Source organism: Halodurantibacterium daqingense, assembly GCF_042666235.1.
Classification (GTDB): Bacteria; Pseudomonadota; Alphaproteobacteria; order Rhodobacterales; family Rhodobacteraceae; genus Halodurantibacterium; species Halodurantibacterium daqingensis.
In genome coordinates this window covers 18759-33344 of sequence record NZ_JBHTFQ010000014.1, presented here as the reverse complement: position 1 = coordinate 33344, position 14586 = coordinate 18759, and the positions used below count along the sequence as shown (strand labels likewise).

At 67.5% G+C, this 14586-nt stretch carries 12 protein-coding genes; 4 read left to right on the top strand and 8 right to left on the bottom strand.

Annotation, left to right across the window (positions count from 1 at the left end; all coding sequences use genetic code 11):
* Positions 1–2: 2 nt before the first annotated feature.
* Positions 3–2735, bottom strand: a complete 2733-nt coding sequence (rbbA, locus tag ACFQXB_RS18405; protein ID WP_377406700.1) for a ribosome-associated ATPase/putative transporter RbbA — start codon at positions 2733–2735, stop codon at positions 3–5.
* Positions 2732–3799, bottom strand: coding sequence for an HlyD family secretion protein (locus tag ACFQXB_RS18400; protein ID WP_377406699.1), 1068 nt, complete (start codon positions 3797–3799; stop codon positions 2732–2734). Before ACFQXB_RS18400 ends, rbbA begins: the two co-directional genes overlap by 4 nt.
* Positions 3800–3910: 111 nt before the next feature.
* On the opposite strand from ACFQXB_RS18400, the gene ACFQXB_RS18395 reads away from it, so the two are divergent.
* The 3 genes from ACFQXB_RS18395 to ACFQXB_RS18385 all read left to right on the top strand — a co-directional run bounded on the left by ACFQXB_RS18395 (position 3911) and on the right by ACFQXB_RS18385 (position 8750).
* On the top strand, positions 3911–4462 hold the full coding sequence (locus tag ACFQXB_RS18395; RefSeq protein ID WP_065169882.1) for a TetR/AcrR family transcriptional regulator: 552 nt from the start codon (positions 3911–3913) through the stop codon (positions 4460–4462).
* A 160-nt stretch (positions 4463–4622) separates the two neighbouring features.
* Positions 4623–5588, top strand: a complete 966-nt coding sequence (locus ACFQXB_RS18390; protein ID WP_161905878.1) for an efflux RND transporter periplasmic adaptor subunit — start codon at positions 4623–4625, stop codon at positions 5586–5588.
* 54 nt (positions 5589–5642) lie between these two features.
* A complete protein-coding gene (locus ACFQXB_RS18385; protein ID WP_377406698.1) occupies positions 5643–8750 on the top strand; it encodes an efflux RND transporter permease subunit in 3108 nt (1035 codons plus the stop codon).
* Here ACFQXB_RS18385 and ACFQXB_RS18380 read toward each other — a convergent pair.
* The 4 genes from ACFQXB_RS18380 to ACFQXB_RS18365 are packed head-to-tail and all read right to left on the bottom strand — an operon-like array spanning position 8675 to position 11797.
* Entirely contained in the window at positions 8675–9496 is an 822-nt protein-coding gene (locus ACFQXB_RS18380; protein ID WP_377406730.1) for a glutathione S-transferase family protein, read from the bottom strand. The genes ACFQXB_RS18385 and ACFQXB_RS18380 overlap by 76 nt on opposite strands.
* A 46-nt stretch (positions 9497–9542) precedes the next feature.
* On the bottom strand, positions 9543–10439 hold the full coding sequence (locus ACFQXB_RS18375; protein WP_377406697.1) for an NAD(P)H-binding protein: 897 nt from the start codon (positions 10437–10439) through the stop codon (positions 9543–9545).
* A 40-nt stretch (positions 10440–10479) separates the two neighbouring features.
* Entirely contained in the window at positions 10480–10977 is a 498-nt protein-coding gene (locus ACFQXB_RS18370; RefSeq protein ID WP_377406696.1) for a luciferase domain-containing protein, read from the bottom strand.
* A 4-nt stretch (positions 10978–10981) separates the two neighbouring features.
* Positions 10982–11797 carry a DODA-type extradiol aromatic ring-opening family dioxygenase gene (locus ACFQXB_RS18365; protein ID WP_377406695.1) on the bottom strand — a complete coding sequence of 272 codons (816 nt, stop codon included), beginning with the start codon at positions 11795–11797 and terminating at the stop codon, positions 10982–10984.
* Between the two features lie 156 nt (positions 11798–11953).
* Between ACFQXB_RS18365 and ACFQXB_RS18360 the strand changes: the two genes are divergently transcribed.
* Entirely contained in the window at positions 11954–12307 is a 354-nt protein-coding gene (locus ACFQXB_RS18360) for a winged helix-turn-helix transcriptional regulator (RefSeq protein ID WP_377406694.1), read from the top strand.
* A gap of 261 nt (positions 12308–12568) precedes the next feature.
* Here the strand turns inward: ACFQXB_RS18360 and ACFQXB_RS18355 are convergent, their stop codons facing one another.
* Together ACFQXB_RS18355 and ACFQXB_RS18350 are read right to left on the bottom strand one after the other, a co-directional pair.
* Entirely contained in the window at positions 12569–13495 is a 927-nt protein-coding gene (locus ACFQXB_RS18355) for a DUF4432 family protein (RefSeq protein WP_377406693.1), read from the bottom strand.
* Positions 13488–14579, bottom strand: coding sequence for an ABC transporter ATP-binding protein (locus ACFQXB_RS18350; protein WP_377406692.1), 1092 nt, complete (start codon positions 14577–14579; stop codon positions 13488–13490). The genes ACFQXB_RS18355 and ACFQXB_RS18350 overlap by 8 nt, the downstream gene beginning before the upstream one ends.
* Positions 14580–14586: the final 7 nt, after the last annotated feature.

The following is a 14586-nucleotide window of genomic DNA, read 5'->3' as shown; positions in this document are numbered from 1 at the left end:
GCCTATTTCTCCTGCTTGCGAACGAACACCGCGCCGAGCGCGACGATCACCGGAACCAGCGCCAGCATCGGCAGGAACGATCCGCCCAGATCGCCGAAGCCGAGCGTCTTGGCGAAGGTTCCGCGCGATATGGTGACGAAATGGCTGGTCGGGAAGACCTCGCCAATCACCCGGCCCATGCCTTCCAGCGACGACACCGGGTCGATGATGCCGCCATATTGTGCCGCCGGGATCAGCGTCGCGAGCGCAGTGAAGAACAGCGCCGTCACCTGGCTGCGGGTGAATGCGGAAATTAGCAGTCCGAACCCGGTCGCCAGCACGACATAGACCAGCGCACCGGCAGACAGCGCCAGAAGGCTGCCCTTGACCGGCACGCCGAAGACCAGGACCGCCAGCGCCAGCAACAGCAGGTAGTTGACGAAGCCTAGGGCGACATAGGGCACCTGCTTGCCCAGCAGGAACTCGAGCCGCCGGGCAGGCGTGACATAGAGGTTGACGATGGAGCCCGTCTCCTTCTCGCGCGAGACGGACAGCACGGCCAGCATGGCCGGGATCAGCATGAGCAGAAGCGGAATGACCGCGGGGACCATGGCGGCAAGGCTTTCCACATCGGGATTGTAGCGAAAGCGCAGCTCCAGCGCATAGTCTCCGGCCACGGCGTCCTCTCCGTAGGCTTGGCGGAGCTGGTCCGTCAGCCAATGCACATGCATCCCCTGGACGTAGCCGCGCACCGTCTCGGCCCGCATCGGCATCGCGCCGTCGAACCAGGCGCCGATCTCGACTGGACGGCCCCGGGCGAGATCGGCGGCAAAGCCGGGCGGGATCTCAAGTGCAAGGCTGATTTCGCCCGCGCGCATTCGCGCGTCAAGATCGTCGTAGCCCGTCAGGGGAGGCGCTTCGTCGAAATAGCGCGATCCGGCAAGGTCGTTGACATAGGACTGGCTGAGAACGGTTTGATCGAGGTCGAGCGCCGCGAATTTCAGGTTCTCGACATCCATCGAGATGCCGTAGCCCAGCACGATCATCAGGATCACGCTGCCGAGGCTGGCCAGCGTCAGACGGATCGGGTCGCGGCGCAACTCCAGCGCCTCGCGCCAGGAAAAGCCGAACAGCCGGGCCAGGCTGAAGCGCCCGGGCGGTCGGGGTGCGCGGCTCTTCGGCTGTGCAACAATGGTCGCGGGTGGATGGGCTGCACCGTCATCCGCAGCGCGACGAAGATGGTGGACAAAGGCATCGTCCAGTGTTGCCGCGCCGACCTCCTGCCGGATCGTTTCGGGCGTGCCCGATACCAGCACACGGCCGGCGTGCATGAACGAGACGCGATCGCAGCGCGCGGCTTCCGACATGTAGTGCGTGGACAGGAAGATCGTGACCCCGTCCTTGCGCGACAGGTCGGCGAGCGCCTGCCAGAACTGGTCGCGCGCCACCGGATCGACGCCCGAGGTCGGCTCGTCGAGGATCAGGATCTTCGGCCGGTGGATCAGCGCGACCGCCAGCGACAGCCGCTGCCGCACCCCGAGCGGAAGGGCGGCGGGCAGGCTGTCCAGCACGTCCGCCAGATCGAAGCGCTGCGAAAGTTCGGCGATGCGCGGGGCGATCTCGGCGCGGGCCATGTCGAACAGCCGCCCGTGCAAGTCGAGGTTCTGCCGCACCGTCAGTTCTGAATAGAGCGAGAAGGACTGCGTCATGTAGCCAATGCGCTTGCGCGTTTCCATGTCGCGGGCATCGATCTTGTGGCCATAGAGACGCGTGCTGCCCTCGGACGGTTCCAGAAGCCCGGTCAGGACTTTCATCGTCGTCGTCTTGCCGCAGCCGTTCGACCCGAGGAAGCCGAAGATCTCGCCCGGCTGAATGCGGAAACTGACGTTGTCCACTGCGGTGAAGTCGCCGAAGCGGACGGTAAGGTTCTCGGCCTCGATCACAGGGCCGTTCGCATCTTCGAACTTGCGCGGCGGGATGACCAGTTCATGATGGCGGGCGCGCCGTTCCTCGGGCAGAAGCGCGATGAAGGCCGCGTCGAGATCCTCCGAGCCGGTCTGGGCCAGCAGGTCGGCAGGGCTGCCGGTGGCCAGCACCCGCCCTTCGTCCATTGCCACGAGGTGATCGAAGTTCGCGGCTTCCTCCATGTAGGCGCTGGCCACGATCAGGCTCATGCCGGGACTGCCGGCACGGATGCGGCCGATCAGCGCCCAGAACTCCCGCCGCGACAGCGGATCGACGCCTGTGGTCGGCTCGTCGAGGATCAGCAGGTCGGGTTCGTGGATCAGTGCGCAGCACAAGCCCAGCTTCTGCTTCATGCCGCCTGACAGCTTGGCCGCCGGGCGGTCGGCGAAGGCGTCGAGATCGGTCGCCTGAAGCAGGTCGGCGATCCGGCGGTCCCGTTCGGCTCGGCCTTCGCCGAAAAGGCGCCCGAAGAACTCCACGTTCTCGCGCACGGAAAGCGTCGGGTAGAGGTTCCGCCCCAGACCCTGCGGCATGTAGGCGATGCGTGGGCAGATGCGCGCCCGGTGGCGCGCGCGCGCCATGTCGCCCTCCAAAACCTCGAGCCGCCCTTCCTGAAGTTTGCGGGCCCCCGCGATCAGCGCAAGCAGGCTGGACTTGCCCACCCCGTCCGGGCCGATCAGACCGACAACGCTGCCTGCTGGAAGATCAAGCGTCACCCGATCAAGTGCCATTACCCGGCCATAGCGAAGCGACAAGCCGTCGGCCCGCACGACGGGGGGAGTCGGCGTCATTCGAGGACGCGCCCTTCGGCTGCGGCGGGCCAGGGTGCAGCGGGGTCGAGCCGGACCCAAGCGACACCGGGAAGGCCGGTCTTGGCGTAGTCGGCATATTTCGCCAACAGGAGCGGGGCGATGCGGGCTCGAACGCGAAACATGAGCTTCTCGCGCTCGACCTCGGTCTCGACGGTGCGGGGCGTGAATTGCGCCACGTCCGAAACGAAGGACACCTCGGCCGGCACGACGATGCCCGGGGCGGCATCCAGCAGGAGGCGCACCTCGGTGCCCAGTCCGATCCGGCCGACCGCAGCCGTCGGCAAGAAGAAGGTCATGTAGACATCGCCCAGATCGGCGATGTTGACGATCCGGCCGCCCGCGCCGACGACCTCGCCCGCGCGTGCCACGATGAACTGTACCCGGCCATCCCTGGGCGCCCTCAGGGTGCTGTCCTCGATCTGGACGTCGATCGCCTCGATGGCGGCCTTCGCCGCCGCGACCGCCGCCTCGGCGCCGACGACCGAGGCTTCGGCAGAGGTCACGCCGGCCCGCGCCGCTGCCAGTGCGGCCTCGGCCGAGGCGACAGCCGCCTGCGCACCCAGCGCGTTCGAGCGATCAAGTTCCAGGGCGCGCTCGGACGTGACGTTTCCAGCGGTCAGCGCCTCGGACCGTTCCAGCTGGCGCCGGGCCACAACCTCCGCCGACTCTCGCTGGGCCAGAACCGCCTCGGCGGCACGTACCTCGGCCGCACGCTGTTCGACCAGCAGCCTGGCATTCTCGACCGCGATCTCTGCTCGCTGGCGCTCGGCCTCGGCCTGATGACGCGCAGCCTGCAACTGCCGGACATCCAGTTCGGCCAGCGGATCGCCGGTTGCGACAAGTTGGCCCTCGCGTACCATAATATGCGCGATCCGCCCTGGCCTAGGGGCGGCAACGTCGATCTCAACCGCCTCGATCCGCCCGTTTCCCAGTGCGAAACCGTCCGGAATCGACTGGGCACCATCGCCACGCCAGATCAAGAATCCTATCGCAACTAAAGCGAGCATTGCGGCTATGGCCAGATAGGATTTGACCTTCTTCATCTTACTCTCACCTGCCCAGAGTTCGGGGGCTGTTCTGCCAACCCAACGCCTTGACCATATTGGACGGCGGCTCTACCTCCCACCGGAGTTTACCGACCGGATGGTACAGTCTTGAAGAATGGATCGCAAAGCCGACGGAAAAACGCAAGTGCGCGCGTGTTAACGGCCGCGCGCGCAATCGCCGCGCGCGAGGGTGTTTCACATATCTCCTTCGATGCGATTGCGCGGGAAGCAGGACTGAGCAAAGGCGGTGTTCTTTACAACTTTCCGACCAAGCGCGACCTCATGGCGGCGCTGCTGAGGGACATGCTCTCCGAGCATGAGTCCCTAGAAGCGCGCCTGCCGCAGGACTCGCGACAACGCACCCTTCGTCGCCACCTTTGCTCGCTCCGCACCCTCGACGCAGCGGCTTCCGACGTTTCCATGGCGATCCTAGCCGTCGCGGCGGCCGAACCGGACCTTCTTGACCCGCTGCGTGACGCGCTTGAGGTCGATCTTTCCTGCATCGAGGCGGAAATGAAGGACACAAGCCTAGGGCGTCTGATCTTCTTCGCGCTGCAAGGACTACGTTTCCATTCGCTCTTGGCACTTCCAGATGGTGGGCCATCGGTTCGCAACGAGCTTGCACAGAAAATTGAGGAGATGATCGACAATGCCCATTGAAGGCAAAGCGAGAGCGCTGCTTGGACTTGGTGTCGCAGGCTGCGTCTGTGCGCTCCTGTTTGCCGTGCCGAGTTGGCAGATCCATGCGCAGGATCGGGAAGCGGCGAGCAGCAGTGACGTTGCCGGCCCTCCGTCAGGTGCTGAAGCGTCTGCGTTGCCCATGCCCGTCGAGATCACTCAGGCTGTCGCGTATTCCGAGGCCAGAACCCGATCCTTTGCCGGGACAGTAGAGGCGCTGAAAACGGTGGATCTCGCCTTCCAGGTTTCCGGGCAGCTTGTCGAGTTTCCAGTCATTGCCGGTGATCGGGTGACGACCGGCGACTTGATAGGACAGCTCGATAAGGCCGATTTCCAGCTTGCGCTGGACCGCGCGCGTGCCTCGTACGATCTGGCGCGCAGCGAGTTTACCCGCGCCTCCGCCCTGTCGGATCGCGGGGTCGCCACCGACGCGCAGCTCGACGCGGTGCGCGCGCAGCTTGCCCAGGCCGAGACGGCGCTGCGCGAGGCGGAACGGCGTCTGACCCAGACCGAGGTGCGCGCCCCCTTCGATGCCATCGTTGCCCGCACCTATGTTGAAGCCTATGCCAACGTGACGCCCGCCCAGCCGGTGGTGCGCCTTCAGGACGTCTCCGAACTCTTGATCCGCATTTCGCTGCCCGAGGATCTGGCCGCCGTGGCCCGCGTCCAGCCCGATCTGTTTTCGGTGACGGCCACCTTTCCGGCCGCGCCGGGCTATCGTCCGACGCTGGAGCCGCGCAGTTTCGCGGCCGAGGCCAATTCCTCGACCCGGACCTTCGATGTCGAGTTCAGGATCGCAGGCGATATCGACCCGCGCATCCTGCCGGGCATGACGGCGAACGTTGCGGTGGGCGAAATCGAAAGCAGCCGTCCTTCGCAGGCGGTGACGCTTCCCGTCTCGGCAGTGGACACGACCAGCCGGGCCAATCCGACGGTCTGGATCTACACTGCCGAGGACAGCACGGTCTCGCGCCGCGATGTCCGGCTGGGCCTGCCGCGCGACAACTGGATCGTCGTGCTGGAGGGGCTGGAGCCCGGCGAAACGGTGGTCGCAACCGGCTGGTGGCGCCTGCGCGACGGGGCACGAGTTGCGGTCGTCGGCCTTTGACGGCAGGCGCTTTGACCGCCGTCCAACACACTGCGGAACGGGAGAATGACCGCCATGGCATCTGAGACGGTTGATGCAGCACGCATGAGCATCGCGCGCGGCGCCATTCGCCGCCCCGTCGCCGTCTGGCTTGCGATCCTGTTCTGCCTGCTTGGCGGGCTCTGGGGGCTTGCCAATGTCGGCCGTCTCGAGGACCCGAGCTTCACGCTCAAGACCGCGCTTGTCTTCGTGCCCTATCCCGGCGCGACCGCCGAGGAGGTAGAGGAAGAAGTCGCCGATGTCATCGAAACCGCACTTCAGCAGATGCGGCAGCTTGATCGCGTGCAGTCGAAATCCATGCCCGGTATGGCGCAGATCACGGTCGAGATCGACATGCGCTACGGGCCCGACGAGATCCCGCAGATCTGGGACGAGATGCGCCGGCGCATCGGTGACGTGCGCGGCGAACTGCCCGCCGGCGCCCGCGCTCCGATCGTCAACGATGATTTCGGCGATGTTTACGGGCTGTTCTATGCCGTGACCACCCAGGGCCTGACGCCGACCGAACAACGCGATCTTGCCACGCTTTTGCGGCGCGGGCTGGTGACGGTGGACGGGGTGGCCAAGGTCGAGGTCCAGGGCCTGATCGAGGAAGAGATCACCATCGCGATCGACCCGGCCCGCTTGGCCGGTCTGGGCCTGCCGCCCGACCAGTTGATCGGCGTGATCGCCAGCGAGAACCAGGTTTTCGCCAATGGCGAGGTCACCGCCGACACCGCGCGCATCGCGCTATCCGTGCCGCAAGGCTATGCCACGGTTGAAGGGATCGAGACGCTGCGCCTCGGCGCAGCTGGCGAGGTCGGGCAGGCCACGGTTTTCGATATTGCCGCGGTCAGCCGCCACGAGGTGGAGCAACCCTCCCAGATCATTCGCCAGAATGGTGTCCGGGCCTTCACCATCGGCATTTCCGCACTGACCGACCGCAACGTCGTGGCTGTCGGCCAGGCGGTCGAGGCGCGCCTCGCCGAACTCGGCGAGCAGCTTCCCGAAGGAACAGAACTGGTTCCGATCTACGAACAGACCAAGGTCGTCGATGAAGCGGTGTCGAGTTTCCTTGTTGGTCTCTTGCAGTCGGTGGTTATCGTGGTCGGCGCGCTGATGCTTACGATGGGCTGGCGCGCGGGCCTTGTGGTGGGCGCCACTCTGGGCCTGACGGTGCTGGCCACCGTCTTCTTCATGGCGGTCCTCGGGATCGAGATGGAGCGTATCAGCCTGGGAGCGCTGATCATCGCCATGGGGATGCTGGTGGACAACGCCATCGTCATCGCCGAGGGCATGGTGATCGGCATGGCGCGCGGCCAGACGCCCGAGGACGCTGCCGCCGAGACCGAGAGCGCGACGAGCATTCCGCTGCTTGGCGCCACGGTCATCGGCATCATGGCCTTTTCGGGTATCGGCCTGTCGCCGGATGCGACGGGCGAGTTCCTTTTCTCGCTCTTTGCCGTCATCGGGATCTCGCTGTTGCTCAGCTGGGTTCTGGCAGTCACGGTCACGCCCTACCTGGGCAAGCTTCTGCTGAAGGCCCCGCGAGACATGTCGGCCGATCCCTATCGGGGGCTCATGTATCGGGCCTACCGCGGGATCCTGCACGGCTCGCTGCGCGCCCGCTGGCTGGTGATGCTGGTGATCGTGGGGATCACAGTCGCCTCAATCATGGCCTTCGGTCAGGTCAAGCAGGCCTTCTTCCCTGCCTCGAACACGCCGCTGTTCTACGTCCAGTTCCAGATGCCGCAGGGCACTGACATCCACACCACCGACCGCGCCATGCAGCGGCTGGAGCAGATTGTTATGGCCGAGCCCGATGTGGTGGCCGTGACGACGCTGGTCGGGCGCGGGGCCAGCCGCTTCATGCTGACCTACAACCCCGAACAGGCCGACCCCAGCTATGGCCAGCTGATCGTGCGAACGCGTGACGCCCTGGTGATCCCGGAACTGGCGGCCCGGCTGAACCGCGAGCTGGCGATGGAGTTCCCCCACGCGCTGGTGCGCACCGAGGAACTGGTCTTCGGCCCGCCGGCGGGGGCTGCGGTGGCGGTGCGCTTCTCGGGGCCCGATCCGCTGATCCTGCGCCAGCTGGCCGACGAGGCGCTGAAGATCTACGAGGCGGCCGGCACGATTATCGAGCCGCGCACCGACTGGCGCCAGCGCGAATTGCGCGTCGTGCCGATCGTCGATGAATCGCGCATGCGCCTGACCGGCGCCACCCGCCAGGCGATCGCCGACACGGTGCAGTTCGGCACCTCGGGCCTGCGCGTGGCCGCCCTGCGCGAAGGCGACGCCGAGGTGCCGATCTACCTGCGCCTGCCCGAACCCCAGCGCGACGGCATCGACCGCGTGCAGGACCTGCCGGTGTGGTCGCCGGGGGCCGGTGCCTATGTGCCGATGTCCAACATGGTGACCCGGATGGAGGTCGAGCTTGCCGAGGCGCTGATCCACCGGCGCGACCGCGAGCGCACGATCACCGCCCAGGGCGGCAAGCGGCCCGATCTGACGGCCGACCAGGCCTTCCGCAGCGTGCGGGCGCAGATCGAGGCGATGGAACTGCCCCCCGGCTACCGGATGGAATGGGGCGGCGAGTTCGAAAGCTCGCAGCAGGCTCAAGAATCGCTAGGCAAGCAGTTGCCGCTGGGCTTCCTCGTGATGCTGACGATCTCGATCCTGATGTTCAACAAGGTGCGCCAGCCGCTGATCCTGTGGCTTGTAGTGCCGATGTCGGTCACAGGGATGGTGCTGGGACTGCTTGCCAGTGGGATGCCGTTCACCTTCACGGCTCTGCTGGGCTTCCTGTCGCTGTCGGGGATGCTGATGAAGAACGCCATCGTTCTGGTCGAGGAGATCGACCTCAGGCGCGCGTCCGGGGCGGCGGATTACGACGCCGTGGTGGATGGCTCGGTCAGCCGTCTGCGCCCGGTGGTGCTGGCGGCGGGGACGACGATCTTCGGCATGCTGCCGCTGCTGCCGGACGCCTTCTTCGCCTCGATGGCGGTCACGATCATGGGGGGCCTTGCCTTCGCATCGGTTCTTACGCTGCTGGCAGTTCCAGTGCTCTATGCGATCTTGTTCCGCATCCGGCGACCCAACGCCGCTTCGGCACGGGAAATCCCCTCCGGTGCCACGACATGACCGCTTCGAAGCTGCCTTGCGGGGCGGCTTCGCCTGTCCGCATGATTGCGGACTTGTCGGACATCGAAGGGCCGCAACCTGACGCAAATCGGGGCAGGAGGACCGGATCGGCGATGACGGAGCTTTCGTCCCGGACGATCTGATGCCGTCAAACGTATTGCCGAGACCCGGTCGCGGGACGCATCACCGGCAAAGTCCCACGGAGTCGAGGCGGCAGGGCGGCGGGAAAGGTTCGGCGCAGGGGGCGGGCCGGGCATCGGGCGAAATCCCGGCTCCGAGCGCGATACATGAAGCTTGTCGCGATGCAGAAGGCGGCAAGGCTCGGGGCGCCGACGATCCGGGCCTTGCCTGCCAGCCCCTTTTTGGGGAACGTCCGGAAACCGATCGCAGGCCTTGCGCTCGGAAGCGACGGTCGCCGGATCGGCATCGCCCATGCCGAACTTTCCCTTCAGGAAGAGCCCGAAGGACAGTTTCTGCATGGCCGGTCCCGGAGGGATGGCCTGCCGCCAGGCCCACTGGTCCATCGGGGCCTGTGTGGCGGAATCGTGCGGGACTAGCCCCGCTTCGGGATGCAGGCTGGCGCGATAGCCACGGAGCGCCCGCGATTCCCACAAGACGAAATCGCCGTCCTCCAGCAAGGGCACCCTGGCATTCGGATTGCGCCGTAGGACATCCCCGGCGCGGAGGCCGACCTCGACGGTGTCGAGGTCGGTCACCAGTTCGAAGGCCACAGCGCGGACACGCAGGGCATCGGGCGGGAAGGTGGCGCTTTACAGGCGCATCCTGCCGCCCTCAGCCCTGCGAGCGCAGCAGTGCGGCCCTGTTTGCCAGCAGGAAGTCGCGAACGGACTGTCCCGGCTGGCCGGTCAGGGCATTCAGATCGGCGCTGGCCACGTCGAGATAGCCTTGCGCGATCGCCTCGTCGAAAGAGACGAAGACCCGCGCCATGAATTCCGGCAGGCCATTCGCGATCATCGCCTGCACCAGATCCTCGGAGGGCAGGGCGACATAGGAGATCTGCTTGCCCGCGATCCCGGACAGGATCTCCGCGATCTCGGCCTGGCTCACGGCCGCGGGGCCAGTGATGTCGAGGGTCTGCTTTCCCCTACCCGTCATCAGCGCCGCGGCTGCGGCACGGGCGCAATCGGCGCGCGTCACATATCCGGTCTTGCCGTCAGCCGCGGCGGCGAAGTGCTGGCCCAAGGCGATGCTCTGGGCACCTGCCATCAGCAGAAGATCGGCGTAAAGGTTGTTGCGCAGGATGGTGTGATCGGCGCCGCTTGCCACGATCAGCTTTTCGGTTTCCGCGTGGTCCGGGGCGAAACCGATCGGACTGTCGGATACCGGGTTGGTCAGCGAGGTATAGACGATATGGCCGATGCCCGCCGCGCTGGCGGCCGCGATGGCGTTTGAATGGGCAGCGAGCCGCTTGCCCGGTTCCAGATCGTCGGTCGAGATGATGAGGAGGCGCTTGCCGCCCGCAAAGGCAGCCTCGAGCGACGCCGGGTCGTTGAAATCGCCCCTGCGCGCCTCGACACCCTCTCCCGCCAGATCGGCAAGCTTTTCGGGCGTGCGGGAGATGGCGATGACCGGGCCGGCGCCCGCCTGAACCAGCAGATCGACCACCTGCCGGCCAAGCTGGCCGGAGGCGCCGGTGACGATGAAAGGGCCGTTCTGGATGCTGGTCATGGTAAGTCTCCTGTCCTGGTGTCTTGAGAAGTTCTTGCGATCAATCGTGGAGGTGGATGGGGGCGGGGTTCGCCAGCTTGCCGCGCGCGAACTCGAAGCTTGTGGTCAGCAGGCGCAGCATCACATCGACCTCGGCCGCGTCGCGCGGGGCGAAGGCCATGACCGCCGTCGCGGGGATATGGCCCAGCCGCGCCATCGGGTGCGGCTCGCCCCAGCCCTTGGCGATCAGTTCCTCCACCGCCGGCAAGGGCAGCATCAGATGCGACGAGCCGTCATGGGCGGGGTGGACATGGGCGAATTCGCGCCCGACCATGAAGGCCTCGCGCGGGCCGCAGGCATGGGGCGCGGGCAGCACCAGCGCCTCGGCGCCCGGAACCGAAATGCCCGAGGGGCGGCGCTCGACAAAGGGCAGCTCGAAGGCGCGGCGCTTGAAGAGCGCATGAACCTCGGGGGTCGAATTCTGCGACACCTGTTCGTGCGGGGCGCACTCGGTGGTCTCGGGGCGCGGACCTGGGCGCGTTGGCAGTTCGAAACCCATGGCGTCACCCGAACCGGAAGGCGCTTTCCACCGCGCCCATGACATGATCCTCAAGCGTCTTGGCACCGCGATCCGCCCCGGCCGCCCCCGCCACCACATGCAGCGGGATGAGGTGTTCCTCACGCGGGTTGGCGTCGCGCGCGCCGGGGGCCTGGTCCCAGGCCGCCAGCATCGCGTCGCGGCGGGCGGGATCGTCCTGCGTCACCGCGTCGGTGAGCCAGCGGTCGAAATCGCCCCCCGCGACCGGGCCGCGGGCCCCGCCGCGCATGGCCTGCATCATCACCCGCATGTTGTGATAGGTGTTGCCCGACCCGATGATCAGCACCCCCTCGTCGCGCAGGGGGGCCAGCGCCCGGCCCGCGGCCAGATGCGCCTGAGGGTCGAGGTCGGCACGCAGGCTCAGCTGCACGGTCGGGATGTCGGCCTCGGGGAAGGCGACCTTCAGCGGCACGAACACGCCGTGATCGTAGCCGCGCGCCGGGTCCTCGCCGGTCAAGAACCCGGCCCCTTCCAGCAGGTCGCGCACACGGGCCGCCAGCGCGGGGTTGCCCGGCGCGGGCCAGGTCAGCCGATAGGTATGCGGCGGAAATCCCTGATAGTCGAACAGCAGCGGCGGCGCGGGGTTGGTCTGCACGGTAAACACCCGTTCCTCCCAATGGCCCGAGATCACCAGCAGCGCCCGCGGCCTTGCCGGCAGGCTTGCCGGGAACGCCTCGAGGAACCTGCGCTGCCGCAGCCAGGTGTCGGGCGGATCCCAATCCATGAAGAAGCACGGTCCCCCGCCATGCGGAAGAAATACCGCAGGTTGCCTGTCCGTCATGTCGTCGTCCTTTCAAGCCCGGGCGGCACGCCGCCGCTTGCGCTTTGCTTGAAACCTGATGATTTCAGATGTAGCTTTCCCTAGCAGTCTTACTGACCAAATATAAGTAGGCACCGAAAAGTAACCAGCCTTCTCCTGCCGCAAGGAGCGCCCGCGATGAAGACCGCCCTGCCCCCCTCCTGCCCGATGGAGGGCCTGCTGCGTGTGATCACCGGCCCGTGGACCATCTATATCCTGTGGGTCCTGTCCGAGCAGGGGCCGCAGCGCTTCGGCGCGATCAAGCGCCTGGTGCCGGGAATCTCGACGCGGGTCCTGACCGAACGGCTGCGGATGCTGGAACATGCCGGCGTCGTCTGGCGCGAGCAGACCATGACCATTCCGCCCGCAGTCAGCTACGGGCTGACCGACCGGGGTGCGGAACTGCGCGGGGTGCTGGACACGCTTGGCGCCATCGCGCGCCGCTGGGAGGCCGAAGGTGCCTTTGCCTGTAACGCTCGGGCCGCAGAATGAGGGTGCGCTGCCTTTTCGCGGGATGATCGTTTGCTGCTTGTCCGGCGACGCCGCCCTTGCCGACGGCGTCAAGGTCGATGGGCGCCATGTCCGGACCCCCCGCTGCCCGCGCGGAAGCATGACGTTTCGGGCGCGCAGACGTCCCACGCACCCGGCCGGTGCCTTTCGGGCTGTTTGACCCCGCCGTGGCGGGGCGACTGATCGGTCGGCCTGCGGGTCTGGGGCGCGGGCTACGGGAACCGGCAGCCGATGCCGTCCCGCTCATGGTCCGGACAACTTCTGTCCCGAACGTTTCGGGGCAGACGGCACCCCGCGACCGAAGCGCAAGAGCAGCCGAAACCGGCGAAGGACGGTCCCCTCGGGTCCGGGCCCGTCCGGCGCAAGCTCTGTCCGCAGTCGTCGGTCGTGCGTTGCAGGCTCGACGCAGAAGAGGCCGCCATCGGGCGCGATCCGGCGGTGGAATTGAAGCCAGGGTAGCTGGTCGGCCGCAGCCTCGAGCCGGAACAGGACGCGCGCATCGCCGATCCCGCGCCCAACCTCGACCACCGTCGCGCCAGGGGGTGCCGGCTCGCAGAAGGTGCCGGGGGCCGAACCCGGCAGGTCGGGGCGCGGCTGTCCGGCGACGGTCACCACGGTGTCCGGGCCGATGAGCGGAGGTCCCAGGTTGACGTGATAGAGGGCCATCACCCGGTCCCCGTCGGCGGGAGAGCGCAGCTCGACCTCATCCTCGATGGCGATTTCGGCGCGGTCGGCCGGGATGGTGATGCGGCGCACGAGCGTCCAGGATGCGCCGCCGGCGACGCCGTGGACGACCCGCGCCCGGATCTTGGCGCTGCCGTCCGGCCTTACCCAGGCGGCCTCGACCTGCGCCCTGCGCAACGACATCGACCCGTGCAGCGGATAGCGTCCGCCCCTATGCGCCTCGGGCTGGCGGATGTGATCGAAGCCGCAGGTGCACATCAGCCCGCCGAGCGCCAGATCCATCTCGCCGGGGGCGGCGGGGGCCAGGCCGTTCGGCCCGACCCAGGCGAAGGGCACGCCGTTCAGCCGCACCTGCCCCAGATCAAGGCAGCGGTCGGGCAGAAGATCGACGCTCAGCCCGGCGGCATTAGTGACCTCGATCAGCCGCGATCCGTCGGCGGGGCCGCCATCGAGGCGCAGCTGGCGCAGCGCCGCCGGCTCAGGCATCGCCGATCCTCGCGCCGGTCTCGGGATCGAACAGCAGCCAGTGCCCCTCGCGCGGGAAGACGTGCAGGCGCTGGCCGGGCGCGACGGTCTCGGAAAGCCCGGTCTCGTCGCGCAGGTCCAGCCGGATGGTCAGCCGCCCGACCGGGGCGGTCCCGGTCAGGAAGGCGTCCTGCCCGGTGAACTCGACCGCCTGCACCTCGAAGGGCCAGCGGTCGGGCGCGGCATGGCCGGCCACCCCGATATGCTCGGGCCGGATGCCGAGGTCCACCAGCCGCGCCGCAGAGGGCGCCGCCGCCCCGGGCAGCGCCAGCCCCTCGAACACCGCCCCGCCGCCCTGCCCCGCCTCCAGCCTGCCGCGCAGGATGTTGATCTCGGGTGAGCCGATGAAGCCCGCGACGAAGCGGTTGCGCGGCGCGCGGTAGATCTCGCGCGGGGTGCCGATCTGCTGGATCCGGCCGCGGTCGAGCAGCACCACGCGGTCGGCCATGGTCATCGCCTCGATCTGGTCGTGGGTGACGAAGACCGAGGTCGCGCCCAGCTGGTCGTGCAGCGCCCGCAGTTCCAGCCGCGTCGCCGCGCGCAGCTTGGCGTCGAGGTTCGACAGCGGCTCGTCGAACAGGAACACCCGCGGCTGGCGCACGATCGCGCGGCCCATGGCCACGCGCTGGCGCTGCCCGCCCGAAAGCTGCCCCGGCCGGCGCTGCGCATAGTCCTGCAACCCCAGCATCTTCAGCGCGCCTTGCAGGCGGCGGTCGATCTCGGCGGGGTCCGCGCCGCGCATCCGCAGCGCGAAGGTCATGTTCTCGGCCACGTTCATGTGCGGATAAAGCGCGTAGGACTGGAACACCATCGCCATGTCGCGCTCGCCCGGCGCCACCCCGGTCACGTCATCGCCATCGACCAGCACCCGGCCCGCGTCGATCTCCTCAAGCCCGGCGATGATGCGCAGAAGCGTGGACTTGCCGCTGCCCGAGGGGCCGACCAGCGCAACGAACTCGCCCGAGCGGATCTCGAGGTCGAGCGGCGGGATCACCTCGGTCCGGCCGAAGCTTTTGCGGACGCCCTGAAGCGTGACGGTGGCCATGGGAAAC